This window comes from Aliikangiella coralliicola (assembly GCF_007004725.1).
Lineage (GTDB): Bacteria > Pseudomonadota > Gammaproteobacteria > Enterobacterales > Kangiellaceae > Aliikangiella > Aliikangiella coralliicola.
In genome coordinates this window covers 412,260-434,658 of sequence record NZ_ML660160.1, presented here as the reverse complement: position 1 = coordinate 434,658, position 22,399 = coordinate 412,260, and the positions used below count along the sequence as shown (strand labels likewise).

Below are 22,399 nucleotides of genomic sequence, written 5' to 3'. Positions count from 1 at the left end.
GCTCTCTCAAATAAATATTTGATGGGTTATTGAATGAGTCAATGTCTGTAGGAGAGCTCTCCGCGCTGGTCGAGATGACAATAGAGGGAACTGTCATCTCGAGCTAAGCCGAGGAATCTCCTATAATTTTAACCGCACATAAAAACGAATCGACTAAAACTAACGCAAAAAATATTTTACAAACAGCGCTAAAAATTTATTCAGTCTCAAACAAAGTTCCTGCGCGCCAATCATAAGGACCATTGACTGATCGATTACGCCCTCCGGTAACAGTGCTATGCTCGCCCCAGGCAGCATTTCCTTGCCCACCGACAACCACAGACCAGCCAGCCATCGCTTGATTGCCCTGACCGCCAAATACAGCAGAGTCACCACCATCAGCTTCATTGCCATTACCACCGGCAACCAATGAACCAAATGAAAAAGTCGAGTTACTTTGTCCGCCAACCACAACCGAACTTGCGCCACCGGCATCATTGAAACTTCCACCGATAACAACTGACTGTGAGGCACTTACAAAATTTTCTGAACCACCAATAATCACCGCGCCAAAGTTATGGGGTCTGTTATGAGCACCGCCGATAGCCGCAGCATTTTGAACAGAGGTTGAATGCCCGGTGCCATGGACGATAGTTCCATAGCTGGTATATCGATGATCTACCCCCATAATTAAATTGTGCGATCCGGTTCTTTGCGAACCATCACCGATTGAAATATCTTCGTTGTAACCGATAATGACGTTTCCTGTTTCATCGGTTGAATCGGTTTGTCCTAAAGCATTTCTTACGTGCAAATTGCAGCCTTCAATTATGAAATCATTATCGATTTTTACGACACATCCAAGTAATGCTTTTAACTCATCTATTGATTGTTGTTGCATTTCGTTTTGTCGTTTTAGCTCTTTGATCTGCTTTTGAAGTTTGTGCTTCCATCCATAGATTTCGTCGGTATGGGTTTCAGCTTTTACAGAAAAGTTAACACAGAAAACCAAAGCAAATATGAGGTTAGATACAGTTAAAATATTTCGATTTTTTTTTGTCATTTTGTTCATTGAATTGCTCCTTAATTTAAAAAGCGAATAAAGTAATTTGAAAACTAAACAAAATCAGCTCAACTATTTAGCAGAGGAAAAATAAAGCAGGTACGAATTAAGGAATTAATGGATGGTAAATCAATAACGATTGCTATTTCATTTGCAAAGATAAATGGCTATCACCTGTAAAATCATCGCAAAATGAGAACTTGCATCGATGAGCAATCCCTTGCCGCACGCTTTTTCTAGAACTCAAAGTTAACTAGTCAATCAAGCTTAGTAAATAATAAATTGATTTTTATGAGATTACAACTGGTTGTTGAACTTTGGAAAACTAGAATTTTTCTTTGACTGTAAACTTTATTTTTTCGCAAAAAAAAGCCCGCGAACTTTCAATTCGCGGGCTTAAATATTACTCAGTTTATAACAAACATTTTGAGATATTTAGTTACCGAGTAAATTTCCTAATGCCGCAGCATCCCTCGCTTCAATAAGCCTTTTTGGCACCGCATAACTATCCATAATATTTCCGGTACGGCCAAACTGACTAATTGTATCGGGACCAACCAGATAGGCATTCAGGTTAGGAAATGACTTTAATGCTTGTTGATAATTAGCAACATCATTAGAAGCACCAACCGTTCCAGTAGAAGGATGATTGCCTATCGCTGCGTTGGTGGTTCCACCTAACCCTGGATGTGAATGCATCCAGCCTGAAACTTTCCACCCATTTCCAAGGTTACCATTAAGCTCTATGTCAACGTGGCCCGGTGTTCCTTCAAAATACTTTATTTTGTATTTGCCATTTTTTTCGTAAATCGCGGCGCCCCATTCATTTCCTGTTTGAGTCGTTTTACGATAAAGCTTCAACGCTGCTCTTCTTAATTTTCCTTGTTTCCACGATTTCTTTTTCTGAGCCGACGCAGTTTGGAAGTGTAATTCATCATTGAACGCTCGGTTAAATGCACCACTCACTGCGCCATTGGCAAACTTGCCACCTGTCAGTGCTGAACTGGTACCACCGACGGCTGCGGAAGCGGTAATTCTAATGGCTCTATTACCAACGCTCGCCCAATTTCCTTTACCACCAATTGCATCGATATAGCCTCCAGCTAAAGAACTCATTCCAGCGCTAATAAATCCGTGACCAAACTTACCGCCCTGCAATACCGAAATCGTTCCGGAGGCTAATCCATGTACTGTCGCTTTAGCCGCATGAAATGCGAAACCCAGAGATTTTGTCGCGGCTTTTGCAATTGAACTAAATGCGCTCCCAATGCCGAATGTCACCGCGGCACTGAACGCGCCGAATAGCGCTCCTTTTAGTGTTCCCGTCGCAACGGCCCCCGATAAAAAACCACCTCCAACAGCAACACCAAAGGCGGCCCATGAAAATCCTCCACTCACCGGAGTTAATGCTGCTGCGACAACCGCGGCAACAACAACAATGGCGATAGATGCTATTGTCCGCCAGAATTTTTTGAAAAACTTCCCAATTGATTTAAAGAAATAACCACTCGGATCAGTGTATGACAGTGGGTTATTCAAAACATAAGAATAACGATTTAAACTCTGAGTATTACTCGGCGATTGTATATGCGGATCAGCCTGCAAAAAGCGTCCTAAACTCGGATCATAAATACGTCCGTTCATATGAATCAGACCAACTTCGTCGAGCTGTTCATGGCCGGTATAACCAAGATTAGTCACTAATTGGTGAACATTATATGTCGCTAACCCTGTGGCATTTAAAGAACTCCAGTTTGCGGCGCTACGTCGTTTACCAAAAGCATCAAAACTTTGCTCTTGGACTATTGCACCGTTTTCATCGGTGATCACGTCAATAGAGCCCAAATTGTCCGTATGCAGATATCGCGTACTGGTGGTTGTTAAATTATTACTACTGTTATAGTTGTAGCTGATTAACGTTCCACCTAAGTTACGTCTGAGCTCCTTCGTTCCATCTGAGTTATGAATAACTTCCAGACCACCTAAATAATATCGAGTTGTTGTTCCGTTACTGTCAATATCAACGCGCTTATATCGATTGTTACCAGGGCTATATTTGAATTGACTGGTATGCCCACCTTTCACAATTTGCAGTGGTTTATCAAAAGTGCTGTAACTTATGGTTTTGCCTCCTCCCGAAACCATATTTCCGTTCGCATCGTAACTATAACTCTGGGTTCCTCCTGCGCCATTAGTTTGAGTTACAGCGTGAGGTCCGGCACCATTTTGTCCGTAAGTGTAAGATCCCACATCACTCTTGTAAGTAATATTTCCAACCGCATCATAAGTAAAAGTTTGAGTGCCATTATTGTGGTTAGCCTGGGTAAGACGATTAAGTCCGTCATAACTAAAGCTTTCCAACAAGTTCTTACTGCCACTCAGCTCTTTTCGCTGCGTAAGGTTTCCAATTGCATCAAACTGGTAGCGTAAATCTTGAATGAGTCCGCTACTACCGGTATTAATACTCTGAAGTCTGCCGGTTGTGGCCTGATAACTTCGGTAAGACGTTAGCCCATTTCCATATCTTATTTGAGTCGTATTGCCTCGTGCATCCATTGCGAGGATTTTGTGGTAGGAAGCATCTGTCAGTTCTTCAACCAGCTCTTGTAAATACCCATACTGATTATAAATATGTCTGACACCGCGGTTATCACCACTGGCGTCAAACTGTTGATAGGTTCTTCCAAATTGATCGTAGGTCACATCCTCGTCAAAACCATTACCGTCAACAACCATGCTTGACGACGATATTCGACCAAACGAATCATAATAAAGCTCTTTGTAATAACCACTGATTAAGTCCCTTTCAATAGCCAGTTTGGTCAAACCATTTTGCGCGGTATCAAAAACCCATTCGGCATGAACCTTCGTTACGTTATTACTATCTTTCTCAACTCTTTTAACAACTCGTCCCAACGCATCGTAGTAAAAATATTGCTTCTGTCCTTTCGCATCATTCTGCTGAGCAAGCTCGCCATTCGCATTATATTGATACGTCCAATTACCTTTATCTGGATCGTTGAGGCCAACTTTTCGACCTCTATGATCGTAGTTAATTTGAACCTGATTGCCGACGCTATCAATTGTTTTGGTTAAACTGCCCAAAACATTATATTCGTAATCAATAGTGCCGCCTAAGTTATCAATCACTCGAGTTGTTTGACCCAAAGCATTTTTGATCTCAGTTTTAGCTTGCCCTAAGCCATTGTAGAGTATCGTTGTGAATCCTTGATAACTGTTACTGGCAGTTGAACCGTCAGGGAAAGTCGTTTGCGTTAATCTGCCATAAATATCGTAAGTGAACTCAGTCCAATAGATCGCTTCACCATCGTAGTATGGTTCACTTTTACGTACCTCTCGGCTCAAATTATCATACTCAACATCCACATAAATCCAGCGGCCGTCAAATCCCTGGTTTGCAGTACGTATGGTTCGTTCGACCAAATCTTTGTAGATACGCGAAACAGTTCCTCCTGAAGTGACATTTTCAATTCGAAATTTTGCACCTGTCGGACAATCAGAAAGCTGAGAACAAAACCGTTTAGTCACATGATTGTAACCGCCGATTTGCGACCGACTGAAATACGGCACACCAAAACCATCGTAACGCGTGTCAGATACAACTTGTCCAAGTGTCCTGACCTGAGTTTCACCGTAAGGACTATAGCTCAACGTCTCACTTTGCAAATGACCAAGCCCGTTATAACTATTCAGTACATATCGGCCTTCGCTATCGTAAGTCACGCGACTATGGCGGTTGATGGTATAAGGGTTGTTATCATCCTGAGCAGTGGTGGTCCCGCAAGTAGACAAGTAATGTCGGCTACAAACAGTAGTGCGAAGTCTGTTACCGTACGCATCATACTGATAAGCAGTAACTAGTGTTTCTTTATCAGTTCGATTGGGCTCTACAATTGTTTTTGTCAACATACCGGTAACGGCATCATATTCAAAAGTAGATGTTAAAGTTCGATTAGAGTGCCCCGACTTTTTATGAGTAACACTGGTCTGCGTTAAGCGCCCCAGATGCCAACGAGAAAGATTATCCTGATATTGATTAACTGTATCTTTTTCAGCAATCCACTGATTATTGGCATCATAATTTTTTACTTGCGTGCGGGTACTATTGCCGTTGGTGTCATACCAATTATTGGTAATTGTTTTACTCATAAGAGCAGATGATGATGACGAATCGACATTGTATTGCGTATCAGTAGCGCTGGTTAATTGTGGACGCACTACCCTGCCATTGGCGGCCACATTAACCGACTCCCAGGTATTAGTCGAATAACTGATTAGTGAGCCACCGGAAGTCTTTCTGACTTCAGTCGTTTTAGGCATCCCTGTAAATGGAAAATCTTGGCGATAAGTTGTTTTAGTTTCGATGCCAGTTTGCGAGTCTGTTGAAATCAACTGACGGAAACCTAAAAAGCCTCTGCCTCCTCCCTGAATTTTCGCACCAGCATAACGGTACGCTACGCGACTATACGCACTTTGATCAACCGAACCTGGACTAGAAGGGTTCGCTGTAGGAATACGCGTTTTCGCTTCGCTTACTACATATAATGGAGCAACATATTCCATTACTGGTGAGCAATTCCCCCAACATTGACTACTTCCCCATCCAGCATAGTCTTTAGTGTAAATGCTTTCGTCTGTCATCGGTTTATAAACGACTTCAGTTCTAGCGCCGTAACCATTAATAATGGTGTCAATTTTTTGATGAGCTCTGGTAATTCCCTGAGATCGTTTCCAATATCGATTGTTCGCACTATTGTCAACGTACAATCGATCAATCTGCCCATCACCATTAATATCCATAAAGAAGTTAAAATCTTCTTCAGGGTTATAGTTGCTGGTGGAGTGAGTAAAACTCACGCTATAAGGCGTGTCTGGATAACGATCATTGTCAGTACCATAGTTCCAGATAAATGCCTTCCAACGAGTGCTGGTGGGATACAAAATATCAAGATAACCGTCACCGTTTAGATCAAGTAATCGCATGTGGCGAGAGTTCTCAACACCTGAAATCTTATCACCATAATATCCGGTAAAAGATCGTCCATTGTTCATGCTGACTCGCCAGCACTCAGCGGTTTCTGAAGTGGTACAGTTAGTGAAAGAAATTAAATCAGTTAATCCATCGGAATTAATGTCAGCAAACTTCAAATCGTCCAGATCAACATAATTAACCAGACCCACACTCACCGGTTGCTCGGATAAAGAGTTAGTGCCATTGGAGTAGAAAACTTTCCACGCATGATCAACAGTAGTCGATGAATTAGCCTGAATTTTCAGTGGGCAGGGCGCAATTTTTTGCGTACTCACAACATCTGCGGTTCTTGGAATGATGTCATCACAATCACCACCACCGCCGCCACCGCCGGACGAATAAATTCGCTTAACTTTTAAAATAAGATCTAACTTTCCATCACCGTTAAAATCCGCAGGTGCAGGATATTCCGTTCGAGTAACGCTTGTTGATGTAGCACTAGTTGACAACGTTTGAGTTGACAATGTTTGAACAGGATGTGTCGCTCCATCAACTTTGGTTCTTTTCAATAACAGTTGATTATTTTTGACATAGAGGAAGTCTCCCATTCCATCGCCATCAAAATCTGCAAAATGGGTTTGCTTAATGACATCAGCACTATTATTAATGCTGATATTCGCATCGATCTGGACATTGGCATGCACACTTAACCGCGTTCCAAAAGATAGCATCACAGCCCAGCGGTAGTAAGATGAATGACCACTTAAAGTTGAGTACTTTCTGATGTACATTAAATCGTGACGACCATCACCGTTGAAGTCTACGACTCGCATACTTCGTGCAGCTAAATCAGCATCAGTACTATTTGAGGTAATCGAAGTTGCTGACATTGTTTGAGCATCAAAACCATTTCCATTGGAAAAGTCAGTGTAAATTCGATAGTAACTTCCAGACTTTTTCAAATAGGTTAAGTCCATTAAACCATCGCCATTAACGTCCATCGGCAATGCATTTAAATAATCCGCGCCGCCGCTACTTTGGGTAGAATAAAAACTGTTGAAATATTTTTGTTGCCAAGAAAAAGTCGTGTAAGGTAAACAGCTACTCTTAACCGCATCCACACACTGCTGAAGCGTCATCAGCAAACTTCGATAATTCGGGTAACTGTCAGAATAACCTAAATGGTAAGAGCGGATTATTTGATTGTGATCATAACTGTCAATGCGTTGTAAACGCTTAGTCATTTGTCGCTCATAACCATAAACATAACTTTTTACAGTATCTTCGCGACCATCTTCATAAACAAACTCTACGTGATTGTAAGGAACTAGCCCTGCGTCAGTGTTACCGGTATACCGAATAAACTTCAGATAAAACTCTCGTTGCTGGTAATTGTCTTCAAAATATTCATAGTCCATATAATTGCCGACATTATCCTGCATTCGATTAACTGCCCAAACATAAACAGGCGCGCTTCCCGCATGGCTGACTTCAATCCGTGAATCTTCAGTTTCCCCGTAAGTTCTAATCGAACCATCTTTGCTCCACACTTTAAAATACTGCGGACCGCCAGACTGGATTCCATAAGATCGAATTCGGCTGTTAGTGTCAATCTCCGTTTTATACTCAGCACCATCTTCGCCATAATTACCAGACACCAGAATTAGCCTTTGCCCATCAAGACAAAAACGATCATTGTTTGTCAATGAAACCGCATTTGACTCACCATCCTGCTCATGAGTTTTGCGACATCTTGTAATTGCTGACTGTCCGCTCAATGCCCAGCCCACGCCTAGATATCCATTACCACCATTGCTGTTGTAGCTGATGCGTAACTGAGGCGCGATGCCTGCGGTACCTGGCGCCACAGCAATCGGAATAGAATAATTCAGCGCACCTGATTCATCGATGCGGAATTCACCACTGGTCGCGCCAACTTTTTCCGAAGTGCTATCAACAGCCGGAATTGGCTCAACATGTGGTGCAGGCGCTGGTAACGGATCAGTACGCACCACGTTAACAAATACAGAGTGTGGACCACGCCAGCTGCTACAACCGGATCCATTACAGGCTCGCACCTGGAAATCATACGAACCGTCACTTAGCCCTGAAAAACTTTTGCTCAAGCCACTGCCAGAATAAACCGTGCTGTAGCTTCCCGAATTAACTCGACGCTGTAAGGTATAACTGGTAACCACCCCAGAAGCAGCCCCCCAGTTAATCGTAAAATTACCATTGGCGTTATTGCTGGGTCCGCTTATCGAACTCGGCATACTCGGTAAATTCACCACAGTTATCGTGTTACTGGTTTTATAACCACTACAAGTCGCAGAGGTGCATGCCTTAACTCGGTATCGATAACCCGCATCACTTTTAGTAAAACTTTTAGACAACGCGGTTCCGCTATAAACCTGATTCCAGCCACCACCGTTAATTTGTTCTTCCAATCGATAACTAGTGGCTACATTGACACTGGCCCAGCTAACGGTATAACTACCCGAACTGCTGCCCGGTGTGGTGATACTGGTTGGTGGCCTTAACACTGTCAGCACGGTCGTTGTTGTGCGATAGCTGCTACAAACAGAGCCACATGCTCTGACTCGATATTGATAAGTGTTGCTTGCTTTCCCGGAAAACGCTTTACTTCGAGCGGTTCCACTATAAACCTGGCTCCAACTGCCGCTACCTACTTTTTGCTCTAACCGATAACTGGTCACAACACCGCTTGAACTTCCCCAACTAACGGAGTAATCCCCACTGGTATTAGTTGCCGGATAGCTAACGTAGGATGGTGTTGTTGGTGTGGTGTTCACAACTACATAGCCGCTATAACGATAGCCACTACATCCGTCAGTATTACACGCCTTAACTCGATAACGATAACTACCATTAAAAGGCATGGAGATGGCTTTGCTTCTCAGGTGCCCGCTATAAACTTGTGACCAGAGAGTCGTTCCTGATTTGTTTTGTTCTAATTCATATCGAGTCGCATAGCCGCTACTTGCCGTCCCCCAGGAGACCGTATAGTTTCCCGTCGTATTAGACGATGGCACACTGATACTAGAAGGAGTACCAGGCGCACTACCTCCATCACAACCGGCGCGAGTGGTCATTTTTTCATCCGCCGACTGTGCAACAATTTCGCACGGTATTAGTCTTGCGCTAATTGTTTTCTGATTGGAAATAGTTGCCTCACTGGCAATTACGATACTTGCGCCGCTTATAAGAAACAGCGCAAAAAAGAACTGGTAGATAACACGCATTATTAAACACCCTGATTTTGTTATTAGCAATAATTGTCTATGACTTATGGAGATGGCTAGCTATTTTTAGGGCTGATAACTTTGATGAGGAAAGTTAATTCAAGTCATTTTGGGACTTCTTAACTACAACTTTTCACCAACACTTCCACTTTGTGCTCGTGACTAATATTGAATTCACTACAACAATAATTTCAATTAGAGATAAAACGACAATAGCGAATGGGCAAGGTAAGATCGTTATGCTCTTTCGTTATTTTAATTTATTAACCCTGATTCAATTCAACCCTATAAAAAAAGCACTTTAATTTATCTCATATTTTTTTATTGAGATCATTGCAATCAGAAAAACTTCATCAATCCTTAATGATTTCTTAATTTTTTTTATTGTGAACAACGAAAAAAATGGTAATTTTCCACAAAATGCACAACGCTTTCACAATGTGAAATTGCAAAAAAATCTCAAGAAGAAATTTTATTCACTAAAGCTTCGAGAAAAAATTAACGAAAAGAAAAACTAAAATCTCATATGGAGTTAAAGAATAAACGGAAGGCTAATAATCTAAAAAATGATTTAGGTATGGATAAAGAACTAATTGAATAAGAGAATAAAAGACTCAGCTCGAAAAACAAACAGATTGGTAATTAGCAATTGCTCATTTACCCTTCCCCCCAGAATCATTTAAGCGGTGTGTTTTCCAGCAGCGTTTCGCTTTTAGTATTGTAGATGTTTTGTAATAGATGTCTGGTAATAGGTGTCTTAGGTTAGTGCTTTGTGATGACTAAACCACCGTTGTGACGGTTTAGTCATCAAATAAATTTCAACAATTTTCTACGCTAGACTTTCTCGTTGTTTCGACCTTAGCTGCGCTAAATACAAAATAGACAACAACAATGCCGCACTAATAATTGAAACAGTTCCAGCCAAACCGCTGCCAGAGATACCACTGGCTAATTCAATTGAAGCATTTGGCGTCATTTTCACCGCATACATTCCGGTATAATGCATACCGCAAACAGCCACTCCCATAATGAAAGCACTGCCAAACCTTTGAATATTTCCGCGTAGATTAAATGCAAGCCATAACGCGACGGTTGCGGCAACAACACCAATCACGACAGACAAGGTAACAATTGTTGCATCGTAAGAAACATCAGCAGGAATTATCATTGAGTACATACCGATGTAATGCATAGCAGATACACCGAGTCCCGCGACTACACCACCAGCGAGCAGGCTCATATCGCCTAATAAATCCTTTCCTGCAATCAGAAAGCCTAAACTAACAAAAACAATGGCCACCACAAAAGAAACAACTGTTAACGCTACGTCAAAAGACATTTCAAAAGGCATCTCCATCGCCAACATCCCGACAAAATGCATCGACCAGATACCACCGCCGCCTAAAGCTAACCCAGCAGTTAATACCCAGTAAACCAGGGATTTGTTTTCTGCGGTCGGTATTCTGATCGCGAGCTGAAGCGCAGTAAATGAACCAAATACTGCAATAAAAAACGATAAGGCCAAAAGGCCAATATTATAACTCATGACTTCCCCCCATTAATGAAACTCAAAACTACAAGCAACCTGTCCGTGTGAACGGCAAGAATAGTTTTGTATTTTTACTTTGTTTGTTTTTGGTGAATTCTTTAAAAAACCTGTGATAAACCCTTTGGTGAAATCACACTCACTATCAGGGTTTCTAAGGTTGCAAAAAATATTATTTTCTATTGTTAATGTTCTCTTACTACAAGAAACTTTGCCGAATTTTTTTATTGCATTTGATAGCATTCGCTTTAACGCCTTTTCAATTTCCAAAGGCTTACCAAGCGAATAATCGTTTTGATAAATAGCAGCGCCAACTTCGACTCCCAATCGGTACACTTGTAACGACGCCGCACTTTCATCGAACTTTCTTCTGAATCCCTGAACAAAATTTTCGACGTTACCAAAATCATTGACAATCGCTAGTGCAGTCGATTTGATTTTTTTATCAACCTCATCGCTAATTTTGTTGTCACCATCGGCATTCGAGATTTCCCAGTTGGGTTCCTCATACATAATATCCAGGCAACCATCGATATTCAGCAACTGACTTTCCAACGAAAAAGGAATTGGCAAATCGCCTTCTGCGATAACCAACTTAACAGAAACCTTTCCTTCTTTTGGATTGTGATTTAAATGATGGGAAGTAATTCTATAGTCAGCCTGATTCAGGCAACGGTATATTTTAACTAACAACCCAGGTTGTTCTTTTACGATTACGTAGAGCATTTTTTTATTTTCTTTTTATCGATTGGGTAATAATAACAAGTTTATTTTTTTGAGAAATAAAAAACTTATGGCGCGGCAATAATATAGCTGAAAAAAATATTCGTCAAGCCAATAAAAACCACTTTCACCTCTCCATTTGAGATAGTGCAAAAATGTGAACCAATGGTCAGAAACTTTTAAAAAAAATGAACTAGATTTATTTCTTTAACAATAAAACGAATAAAGGTGTTTAATTGAAAATTTTAATTTTTGCGACCAGTTATAATGGACTTACTCAACGTATCCATCGAGAATTACTCTTATCAAAGCATACAGTTTCGTTTGAACTATCAGCCGATGAACAAGATATGCTTGATGCGTATATTAACTTCGAACCTGATTTAATTATTTGCCCATTTTTAAAACATAGAATTCCCCAAAGTGTCTGGTCAAAAATTCCTTGCTTGGTTTTACATCCGGGAATAATTGGCGATAAAGGTCCCTCTTCTCTTGATTGGGCTATAACAAATAATTCTAACATTTGGGGCGCAACACTACTCCAGGCTAACGATGTTTACGACGCTGGAGAGGTGTGGGGAACAAAATATTTTTCTGTAGACGAGAACGCATGTAAGTCATCAGTGTATCGGCACTCTATAAATCATGTCGCTGTTAGTTTAATTATGGAAGCGGTATCAAATTTCAAAAATAATCGACGTCCCTTGCTCAACTTTGACGACTTTCCAATTACAGGAATTGAGCGCCCTTTAATGAAACAGTCAGAACGAAAACTAGATTGGCAAAACGAATCTGCTGCAACAATCGTTCGAAAAATTAATGCTGCCGATAGCTTTCCGGGTGTGCTTGATCAAATCGAAAACGAATCATTTTATTTGTTTGGTGCTCTTAAGGAAGACAAAGAACACCAATCTCAACCAGGTGAAATTATCGGCTGCAGAGATGAAGCAATTTGCCGCGCTGCAAAAGATGGAGTTGTCTGGATTAAACAACTCAAAAGAAAAACGCAACAAAATCAATCTGAGAATTTTAAACTTCCTGCAACAAGGTTGCTTAAGCATCAATTCTCAAAAGTTGAGTCCGATGTGTTAAATAATATAAAAGTAGAAATTAAAGGCGCCGTCGCCTATCTTCACTTTAATTTTTATAACGGTGCATTTTCCACAGAAAACTGTCGTGAACTTCACGTCGCATTTAAGAATTTAACTCGAAACGCCGATATCAAAGTAATTACTTTAATGGGGGGAAGCGACTTTTTCTCAAATGGCATTCATTTGAATTGCATTGAAGCGGCGGACTGTTCTGCCAAAGAGTCCTGGTTGAACATTAACGCTATTAACGATCTAGTGGAATGCATAATCAGATGTAATAACAAATTGACTGTAGCAGCGTTGCAAAATAATGCGGGCGCGGGCGGTGCTATTTTACCGCTGGCCTGTGATTATGTCATTGCAAGAAATGGCGTTGTACTCAACCCACACTATAAAACAATGGGGCTTACCGGCTCAGAATACTGGACTTATCTTTTACCAAAACGAGTTGGTCAAACAAAAGCAAAATTACTGACGGAAGAGTGCTTACCGTTAGTAGCTTCGGAAGCCGAAGCAATTAATCTGGTTGATACTGTTTTTCCAGAAAACAAAGAAGACTACCTGAATGAATTACGACAATACTGTCGTGAATTATCAAACAGCGAGGATTACGAGTCACTATTAATATCTAAAAGCCAACTAAGAGTCGAAGAAGAAAGTAAAACACCGTTACAGAGTTACCGTGACAAAGAGCTCGCCGAAATGAAGAAAATTTTTGATAATCCTGATAGCAGATACCATCGATTAAGAGCAAATTTTGTGAGAAAAGTTTCTTGTGGGAAAACGCCTGACCGTTTGATTCATAGTCAAGTTAAGAATAAAGCTTCAATTGACTAATCAGTTAAAAGCGAATTAAGCAATGTTACACTGATGCGTTCTCGAAATACCACTATCAATATTTTCGAGAACGCGCTTTGAAATACTCCTACATCTCTAGACTCAGTATTTAAGATATGCCCATTAATCAACCCGTTTAGTATTCAAGGTCATTGACAAGCCTTTATACAGCCCCTTCTCGTTCTTTTCGCCGATTTCTATTGTAGCGTCTTCGTTAAGCGCTGTTACCACATGCGGAGTCGCAACAACTTGATAAGCGCCATCGACTTTTTCGCTAATTTCGCTAACAATTGAAACTGCCTCTCGCCCTTGCAGGTTGACAACGCTTGGACGAATGCGAAATAAATAATCACCTTCCTCGATGCCTGTCCAGTGACTATCCGTAGCGGCTAGTGTCAATGATACTGCTTTTTCTTGATCCCTTCGAAAATTTAGATCGATCAAAAGCCTTTGTGACGAATTTGCAGAACCAGTCTTATTTTCTTCTCGAAAGAAAATCTTCAAGGGCGAATCATTAAACACGGCTAGTAATTTTTTAGTATCGACTAAACTGTTACTATTGACTTGAATGTGCCGAATGTTTTCCTCATCAATATTAGTCGAAACATCAACAGAAAGTTCACTTGCTAGCGCGTATAGTTTTTGAACTTCAGATTCGGCTCCTCTGAACTCTCCCCCCATACTGCGCTCGTGTTTTGAATCTCCATCAGTAATCGCTGTGATTATTTCTAAACGGGTAATGGTAGCCGCATCACTCAAAATTTGTTTACTGGTTGCGGGAATAGCCACCGTTAATAATCCCAACAAAGTTAACAGGGTGATAGAAAATATATGTTTTGAAGTCACTTTGAATTCCTTACTAAGTTGTTTAATTCGATAAAGGTTAAATTTCTCGCGCAAGAAAAAAGGTGTGCACAACACTGGTTGATTATTTTTTTGGTGTTTTTGGAGAAGTGCTCGTGCAAGGTACTCTTGATAATCAGGCATTGAACGTCGACAAGCGTCATCGCAGCTTAATTCGATATATACTCTCGCCTGACTAACCAATAAGCGTACTAGTGGATTCCACCAGAACAGACTCTTGATCAATAAAATGTAAAATAAGTAAAAATTGTCATGGTGCTTAATATGAACAAGCTCATGTTGTAAAATGCTTCGAGTGGTTTCGTTTTTCAACTGCCTCTCCCCAACCCAGATAACCGGGTTGAAATAACCGCTCACAAATGCATTGTCATAATCAGCGACTACCCTTAAAGGTGTTTTCTCAGTGGCAAATCCAAAGCGAGGCCAAAGTGACTGGTTTACTTTCGATTTTTCGTGCCATTGTTTTAACAGATGTCGCTGCTTAAGTATTTGAAATGCGAAGAGTATTAGTCCAAACATCAGGGCACTAATAAATAGCCACTCCCAATGGAAAACCCAATCGTTTTGGGGTTGGGCTAATACATTCGAAAGAGGACGAACCGACTCCCAGAAGACGGTTGTTCTCAACACAGCAGGCTCAGGAAATACCCAATCAAAGGAAATGAGTTGCCACGGTATTAACCAGAAAAACAACGCCGCAATGCAAACAAAAAATTTTAATCTGGCCGGTGCATTATTAAGAGTAGTCAATGCAATTAGACTCAACAAACTTAAAATACCGTTAATCAGAAAATATTCAAACATTACTTATCCTTCAATTGCTTTTTCTTTTGAGCGATCAGATTTTCCAGATAAGCGATATCATCACTATTTAAAGGCTCCTCTTGTAGCAAGTGGCTAAATAATGATCGCGATTTCCCACCAAACACCCGCTTAATAAAACTTTTTACTAATGGCTTGGAAAACTGAGACTGAGCAAGTAAAGGCTGGTAAAAAATGGTTCTGCCCTGCTGGGCGCTACGCTCAATTGCGCCTTTTTCTTCAAGGCGATCAATAATGGTTTTTACCGTTGAATAGGTGACTTTGCGTTCATTTAATATCGCTTTGTGGAGTTCAGGAGCCGAAGCCTGGCCTCTCTGCCATAGCAGTTGTATAACTTCCATTTCGAAATCAGATAGCTTAATTGATGATTGATTCATAGAACTTAAACCTATCTCTACATTTGTCGCTTTAATGTCGACAATTGTAGAGATAATATTTATTTTGTCAACAATCGATTTTTATTCACAGTAGAAAACCAGATAATTTTGATAATTCAAACAACAAAACATATGCTCATACACAATAAAGCCAGTAAGGTTTCAGGTTGATACAGAAGAACGATTAGATTCAGTTTTCTGCTTGTCGTATTTAGTCATTTCTCTTAACCTGGCAATGCAATGAGAGACAACGCAAACAACGAACACCGAAGATTAAAAGCGCTACGCAGCAAACTGTCGATTAAATACAACATAGGCTAAATACTATGATCCCCAACTTAAGAGATGTCGGTGAAGTCGTTAATATTATTTATGGTGAAGAAGTCATGAATGAAGGCGTTTTGTTCAGAGGTGGTACGGTTAACCAATTATTTGACCAATCAGAACTCCCGAATATCCAGACTATTATCAATTTGAGAACCGGTCCTGATAAGCAATTTTCTAAAATCAGGCAAGTTCATATTCCAGCCGTTGATCAAATTGAAAATTACACGACATCTAATGGTCATGTTAGAAACTGGACTAACAGAGTTATTCAATCAATTATCGCCCCCGATATGTTTCCTCTTCTCATTCATTGCACGGCGGGCAAGGATCGAACCGGAGTGATAGTTGCATTGATACTACTCGCCATTGGTATCAACAGAAAAACAATCATAGAAGAATATTGTTTAAACGACGGCGTTAACAGCAGTAAAAATATCGAGAAAGCCATTGAAGGTATTGGCGATCCTGAGCAATATATTTATGAAGCCGACGCCATTAGCCAACTGAAAATTCAATTATTAATAAGTGAAAAAAGACTACCAATAAAGTTATAATTCACAGGTTCGGAAATATATTTATTCAGAATTCCTCCTGCCGCCATCTCTCCTTAGATGACACAAACAATGATAGGTAGATTACATAATGAAAATTGACGATTCAGCTCGCCTTAGTTACCAACAAATGAGCGCAGATGATGCGGACCTTTTGTTTCAACTTGATCAAGATCCTGAAGTGATGAAGCACATCAATGGTGGAAAAATGACCACCATGGAAGAAGTTCACGAAATCTATATACCTCGACTGGAAAGCTATAAAAATGAAGCAAAAGGCTGGGGGTTGTGGAAAGTATCGGTAAAAGATACTGGTGAATTTATCGGCTGGGTTCTGGTTCGGCCAATGGCTTTTTTCAGCGATAGCCCGGAATTCGATAATCTCGAATTAGGTTGGCGTTTTTTGCGCAGTTCCTGGGGTAAAGGTTATGGGACGGAAGCTGCCAACACAGTCAAAGAGGCGCTAATTGCTAATGGCGGCATAAAAAAGCTATCCGCCGTGGCATACGAGGAAAATAAAGCTTCTATTAAAATCATGCTAAAAATCGGGATGAAATACCTTAAGACAGACATCCACAAAGATCCACTGGGGGATCACGAGGCGGTGTACTATGAGTTAAATCTGGATTAACACGCAAGAAAGTATGTTGATTTAGCAAGGAAGCTGAATTAGAAAACAAGAGAAATCAGTATAATCCTAAAAACCTGAGTTAAACGCGAAAAAGATGTATAAGTCATTGGTATGCATGGGAAACTTAAAAATGCCGTGGTCACCCATTCGGTGATGAGCGCATTTTTAAGTTTTCCAGACGCGACAAGGAGTTGCGCAGATTTTTGTGAATTGACTGAGGTTATTAGGATAATATGTGAACTATTGTAAATTACTGTAAAACCCCTGAAGAAATCCTCATTCGGCTATTGCCCCCAGCCATTTTGCCAGTTATTCTCGGACCCGAAATTTTGCTTTATCCTAAATTAATCAGGGATGAGATGGAACTTGTCAAATCAGCTAACTAATAAAAATATGAGTAGCCAATTAAAATGAAATCATTAAAACGCCAAATAATAGGGCTTGCCTTGAGCCTTAGCGCCGCTATTTTTTCCACCTTATCGCAGGCAACAATCGTACAATTTGAAACAGCATTGGGTAATTTTGAAGTAAACCTCTACGACACAAGAACACCGCAAACGGTCGCGAACTTTCTTCAGTATGTCAATGCAGGTGATTATTCGAACGCTATTATTCATCGTTCAGTAAGCAACTTTGTCATTCAGGGTGGTGGTTTTGAGTATGATAACGCATGGCCTGTTACCGCAATTAACGCCAACGCAGCGGTTACTAACGAGCCAGTGTTTTCAAATGTTCGTGGCACCATCGCTATGGCAAAACTCAGCGGAAATCCAAATAGCGCCACCAATCAATGGTTTTTCAACCTGACCAATAATAGCCAAAACCTCGATCGCGAAAACTCAGGATTCACAGTTTTTGGTGAAGTAACTGGTAATGGAATGGCAATAATCGATCAGATTGCGGCATTAGACAAATACAACTTCAGCGGCGCTAACGCTGCACTTGGCGAATTGCCGCTGCAAAATTACACTGGCAGTGGAGACCCAGACAACAGTAACCTCGTTATCATTACCAATATCACCGTTATCGATGCGGCCACTGATACTGCAGCTAGTCTAAATCCACCGCTCAATATCGGGCCGGCGACACCGCCAACTGAGCCAACATCCAGCGGCGGCGGCGGGGCAATTAACGCTCTGCTTTTAGGTTTGTTTGTTTTATTAATAGTTGGTCGAAGAAGAAGCTAACTATTTTACCTGAACTATTCGTCGACAACGCGGAATACAATTGAGTCGTATCCCAAAATTAATAGGTGTTACGACTCATCTTTTCTCGCTAAAAAAGCACTTCAAAATAGTTGCTCGAAAATAGAAATTAACGGAACTTTGTTAAGGATGATAATAAGCTCCCTTAGGCGGAGCCCCAAATAAACTCATTGCCCCCTGCATCTCCTCTTTTGGGAAAGAATCAACAGATTTTCGATGAAATTCTTTAGACTCCCATCGCTCAATAACCACAAAGCTATCTTCACTTTCATCGCTTCGAAGCAATTCGCAAGAGAGACTGCCTTCTGATGAGTTGATATGCGGCAGTAGGCTACCTAAAAATTCAAATAACTCCGCAGACTTACCTTCCGCCGCTTTAAACTCGTTAATTCGCGTTATGCTCATGACGTTACCTTTATTAGTGTTTTTTGAGAATCTAATTAGTCGGTCAACTTTATCATAGAACTACTGACAACATACTGTCAGCAGCATGAATTAATAATTAGCTATGATTTACGCGGAAATTCGATTGCGGAAGTCGTCGGTTCCTATTGACTAGCAGTTCAATTTATAGGCTAGTATTGATACCGAGCATTTTATCAATCTCAATATTTTTCTCATTTTTCGTCACATTGATAAAAAACTTCAAGTCAGCATGAGCTTCGAGTTTTGTGGCAAACGGCCCAATCAGATCACATTCTCGTGTTCGATAAAAAAATCCTTCATCACTAACGACAAACCTGTCAGATCTTTCAAGCGGAAGTAAATAATCCGGTTCTCCCAACCGATGGGTGTACGGCATTTCGAGTTCCTTTCAGAGATAGCAAAGAGTAATCAATACTACAGCTCTGACAGACAAAAGACGATAGGAGTATTAAGCGAACACTTGTGAGATATCTCTCAAGGATTGGTGGGAAACTGTCTTATCTGAGATGAGACAAACTTGCAGTTCTAACCTTAAACAGTAAACTGTCACTTAAGAATCCAATACTTACCCACGGCTTTGCCATTCATAACAATATAAGAGCAATGAACTGATGGAAGACTACATCAATCGTATTCAATCAATATTTTCCGATCCAATTGAAACTTGCAATGTAATCCAGACCGGCTGGTCGAATATAATTATAGAAGTTAATAACCAATGGATTTTTCGATTTGTTCGGGATAAAAGTAGTTCCCAATTTAATGTCGAGCGAGACTTTTTATCCCGCTTCTACACAGTGTCTCCTATCTCTATTCCAAACATTGCCAGTTATGGAGAAGATTATATTCTCTATCGAAGAATAGGTGGTGAGAGACTATCCCCTCAAATTTATCAGTCAATGAACGAACCAACCAGACGTGACCTTTTTAGAAAACTAGCGAGCTTTTTATCATCTTTGCATTCCGTCGACTTTGAGCATCCAGAATTGGTTAACTTTCCTTACGGTGGGAGTAATTTCTGGAATGAGCTGTGGCCAATAGTCGAGGCACATTTATCGCGCCGAACCAGGGCGACAGCAAAAGCCTTTTTTTCCGAGATGGAAGAACAAATCCATGCAACCAATTTCGAGAACAAAATTACCCACAGCGACCTCGGCTCGAATAACATTTTATTTGATAATCACAACAACAATTTAAGTGGAATTATTGACTTCAGCGATCTCGCTCTGACCGACCCTGCAGTGGACTTTGCTGGTTTTTATCGAATATTTGGACACTCTTTTGTAGAACAGTTACTGAAGTTTTATCAACCGATAATCGAAGAAAACTTCTGGTCTCGTATTCAATATCATGCCAACCGAAAATTATTTTTTGTCGCCTATTATGCTACTCATTACGGTTTTGAAAAGCACGTTCCGAGTTTGGTCAATAGCATTGAAGAAAGGTTCAGTAGCGCAGAATCAAGAGCGTAAGAACACCAGCCGAAGCCTGATTAAGAACAAAGATCAATATCGGGTAATCCCGCCCGGTTCAATGATGGCTAGAATGCAGGTATCTGACTTGTGCATAAATCAGCTCTACTAACAGTTAGGATGAGCAGCGCACTTACAGTTGCGGGTACAGTTCCGGACTCTCACCGGATTCCCTTTTAAGGCCTTAATTGGCACACATAAAAGCGTCGAGCACTATACGCTACTGACAAAAGTGAGTCAATTTCAGGTATTTGAAAAGCGTTTGCCAGATTTCAGTATTCTCTATCTATAAGGGGCTTTTAGCGCTTGCCATGTGCTCCAGGCGGCTAAATTGTACCTGATTTCGACCAGATTCTTTGGCTCGATACATGGCCTTGTCAGCTCCTTCCAACAATAGATAAGAAGTCTCACCACATTGCGGTGAAGTAATACAACACCCTAGACTAACCGTCACATTTAGAAATAACTCGTTATAACGAATTGCCAGAGCTGAAACTTTTTTTCGAACTTGCTCTGCGAAAAATTCCGCGCCTTCTTCATGGGTTTCAGGCAGTAGAATCACAAACTCTTCGCCGCCATAACGTGCCACAAAATCGCCTGGCCGTTTGACTGAGTCATTAATCGATTGCGCCACCAGTTTTAAGCACTCATCTCCCGCCTGATGACCATACTGATCGTTTAATTGCTTGAAGTGATCAATATCAATCATAATCAATGCGAGCTGATTTTTGGCCCTTATGGCGCGTTTCCATTCAAGCTCAAATCGCTCATCGAATGAACGTCTGTTATGAATTCCCGTCAGGCCATCTTTTGCACTCAAATTACGCAACATCGTATTTGCTTCAGAGAGCTGCTTCATTGTCGCTTCTAGTTCAAGGGTTCTTTCTCTAACCCGCCTTTCCAGAGTTTCATTGGCTTTTATTTGAACAAGCATTGTTTTCTCGTTTGCTTCACGCGCCAACCTTTCACTTTCTAATGCTCTCTCTTGGGCAAGGAATCTTTTTCTACGTTCTGAGGTAAATTTCTGAGCAAGGGCCAGCGACAACAATATAACCTCGCAAGCTGAACCAAACGGCATCGCGTTCTCGGTAAACATATTGGACGGCAATACGCCCGACTTAGCGAGTACAAGAATCAAAGTTCCGATAATGAAAAGCAGCCAGGCGATAGTAAAATACCTTGCTGCAAGATCGCCTTTTAACCACTGAGAGATTCCGGCAACTAATAATAAAACAGGAATAATGAGACCAAAGGTCCTCGCAAGGTTAATTCCAATTTTAAAAGGTAGAAAAATATTAAGTAGTGCTATGGTTACTACAATTGGTCCGAGTATTTTAAAGGTTCGATGCAACCAACGAGTATTCTCTTCTAACTTCAGAAAGTTCAACGCAAAGTACACTGCAAAAATGAGCGGCAGCACTGAGAAAACCGCAACCGATTGGCCATTCCACCATGCAGATTCAGGCCATAAATACTGATAAGTTAACCCGTGTAATGCAGCCTGAAACAAAAGAGTGCTGAGAACTACGCCAACATAATATAAATACCCTTTGTCCCTTAACGTCGTATAAATAAACAGGTTATACAAGCACATTACCAGCATTAGCCCCAGGTAAATGCCTTGCAGCAGATTAATTTTATTTTCATAAATTAAAAAATCATTTTTTTCCCAAACCTTCACTGGAAGCTGTACAGCACCGGACGTTTGAAAATGAATATAAATTGAGACAACTTCGTTGTCGCCAATCTCCAATGGGAACAGAAAGTTTCGGTGCTCAATGGGCCTTTGTTCGAATAAAAGTAGGTCGCCGGTAGAATATGACGATTCTATGAGGTTATTTCTGATGATATAGAGATTGAGATAATCAGGTAGTGGATAAGCAATTTCAATCCACCGTTCCTTATAAGTACTCGCCGTAAGCTCTGTTTTAAACCAATAGTGTCGGTCATCAAATCCAAAATTGATTCGGTCAGAATCATGTGTTTTCCATTGAGCCGCATCGAGACTGAGTATTTGTTCAATCTCAGATTGAGCTGACTGATCGATATAGTAGGATAGGTATTGTTGAACATTGGTGACCGAGTTCTCTACATCAACCGTTGCTGAAGCAGGCGCGCTCCATATCAGGTAGAGGATAAACAATCGAATTAATTTGGATAACAAGTCCTGTTTCAATTTAATACGGCCGCTGGCCTGGTGAGTTGACGATACCAATAGTTTAGGTCAAA

General features: G+C 40.8%; 14 protein-coding genes and 1 riboswitch. Of the genes, 5 read left to right on the top strand and 9 right to left on the bottom strand.

Annotated elements, in window-relative coordinates; all coding sequences use genetic code 11:
• Positions 1 to 196: 196 nt before the first annotated feature.
• The 4 genes from FLL46_RS01590 to FLL46_RS01575 form a co-directional block, all read right to left on the bottom strand.
• Positions 197 to 1,051, bottom strand: a complete 855-nt coding sequence (locus tag FLL46_RS01590; protein ID WP_142891666.1) for a hypothetical protein — start codon at positions 1,049 to 1,051, stop codon at positions 197 to 199.
• A 426-nt stretch (positions 1,052 to 1,477) separates the two neighbouring features.
• A complete protein-coding gene (locus tag FLL46_RS01585) occupies positions 1,478 to 9,298 on the bottom strand; it encodes an FG-GAP-like repeat-containing protein (RefSeq protein ID WP_142891665.1) in 7,821 nt (2,606 codons plus the stop codon).
• 829 nt (positions 9,299 to 10,127) lie between these two features.
• Positions 10,128 to 10,844 carry an MHYT domain-containing protein gene (locus tag FLL46_RS01580; RefSeq protein ID WP_142891664.1) on the bottom strand — a complete coding sequence of 239 codons (717 nt, stop codon included), beginning with the start codon at positions 10,842 to 10,844 and terminating at the stop codon, positions 10,128 to 10,130.
• 12 nt (positions 10,845 to 10,856) lie between these two features.
• Entirely contained in the window at positions 10,857 to 11,570 is a 714-nt protein-coding gene (locus FLL46_RS01575; protein ID WP_142891663.1) for a hypothetical protein, read from the bottom strand.
• Between the two features lie 233 nt (positions 11,571 to 11,803).
• On the opposite strand from FLL46_RS01575, the gene FLL46_RS01570 reads away from it, so the two are divergent.
• A complete protein-coding gene (locus FLL46_RS01570) occupies positions 11,804 to 13,495 on the top strand; it encodes a hydrogenase maturation protein (RefSeq protein WP_142891662.1) in 1,692 nt (563 codons plus the stop codon).
• A gap of 123 nt (positions 13,496 to 13,618) precedes the next feature.
• On the opposite strand, the gene FLL46_RS01565 is transcribed toward FLL46_RS01570, so the two are convergent.
• Entirely contained in the window at positions 13,619 to 15,163 is a 1,545-nt protein-coding gene (locus tag FLL46_RS01565) for a M56 family metallopeptidase (RefSeq protein ID WP_142891661.1), read from the bottom strand.
• Positions 15,163 to 15,558, bottom strand: a complete 396-nt coding sequence (locus FLL46_RS01560) for a BlaI/MecI/CopY family transcriptional regulator (protein WP_210418565.1) — start codon at positions 15,556 to 15,558, stop codon at positions 15,163 to 15,165. Before FLL46_RS01560 ends, FLL46_RS01565 begins: the two co-directional genes overlap by 1 nt.
• A gap of 326 nt (positions 15,559 to 15,884) precedes the next feature.
• Here FLL46_RS01560 and FLL46_RS01555 point away from each other — a divergent pair, with 326 nt between their 5' ends.
• From FLL46_RS01555 to FLL46_RS01545, 3 genes are all read left to right on the top strand, one after another.
• Positions 15,885 to 16,439, top strand: a complete 555-nt coding sequence (locus tag FLL46_RS01555; RefSeq protein ID WP_142891660.1) for a tyrosine-protein phosphatase — start codon at positions 15,885 to 15,887, stop codon at positions 16,437 to 16,439.
• An 88-nt stretch (positions 16,440 to 16,527) separates the two neighbouring features.
• Positions 16,528 to 17,067 (top strand): GNAT family N-acetyltransferase, encoded by a 540-nt coding sequence (locus tag FLL46_RS01550; RefSeq protein ID WP_142891659.1) that lies wholly within the window; start codon positions 16,528 to 16,530, stop codon positions 17,065 to 17,067.
• 410 nt (positions 17,068 to 17,477) lie between these two features.
• Positions 17,478 to 18,254: a peptidylprolyl isomerase gene (locus tag FLL46_RS01545; RefSeq protein ID WP_142891658.1), complete on the top strand. Its 777-nt coding sequence runs from the start codon at positions 17,478 to 17,480 to the stop codon at positions 18,252 to 18,254.
• Between the two features lie 141 nt (positions 18,255 to 18,395).
• Here FLL46_RS01545 and FLL46_RS01540 read toward each other — a convergent pair whose 3' ends face one another.
• The gene (locus FLL46_RS01540; RefSeq protein ID WP_142891657.1) at positions 18,396 to 18,677 is read right to left on the bottom strand and encodes a putative quinol monooxygenase; all 282 of its coding nucleotides are present in this window, start codon (positions 18,675 to 18,677) and stop codon (positions 18,396 to 18,398) included.
• A gap of 163 nt (positions 18,678 to 18,840) precedes the next feature.
• Complete coding sequence (locus tag FLL46_RS01535) at positions 18,841 to 19,074, bottom strand: DUF6316 family protein (RefSeq protein WP_142891656.1); 234 nt, start codon at positions 19,072 to 19,074, stop codon at positions 18,841 to 18,843.
• A gap of 235 nt (positions 19,075 to 19,309) precedes the next feature.
• Here FLL46_RS01535 and FLL46_RS01530 point away from each other — a divergent pair, with 235 nt between their 5' ends.
• Positions 19,310 to 20,170 (top strand): phosphotransferase family protein, encoded by an 861-nt coding sequence (locus tag FLL46_RS01530; protein ID WP_142891655.1) that lies wholly within the window; start codon positions 19,310 to 19,312, stop codon positions 20,168 to 20,170.
• Positions 20,171 to 20,227: 57 nt separating this feature from the next.
• A riboswitch (cobalamin riboswitch) is annotated at positions 20,228 to 20,386 on the bottom strand.
• A gap of 70 nt (positions 20,387 to 20,456) precedes the next feature.
• On the opposite strand, the gene FLL46_RS01525 is transcribed toward FLL46_RS01530, so the two are convergent.
• Positions 20,457 to 22,346, bottom strand: a complete 1,890-nt coding sequence (locus FLL46_RS01525; protein ID WP_168203999.1) for a sensor domain-containing diguanylate cyclase — start codon at positions 22,344 to 22,346, stop codon at positions 20,457 to 20,459.
• Positions 22,347 to 22,399: the final 53 nt, after the last annotated feature.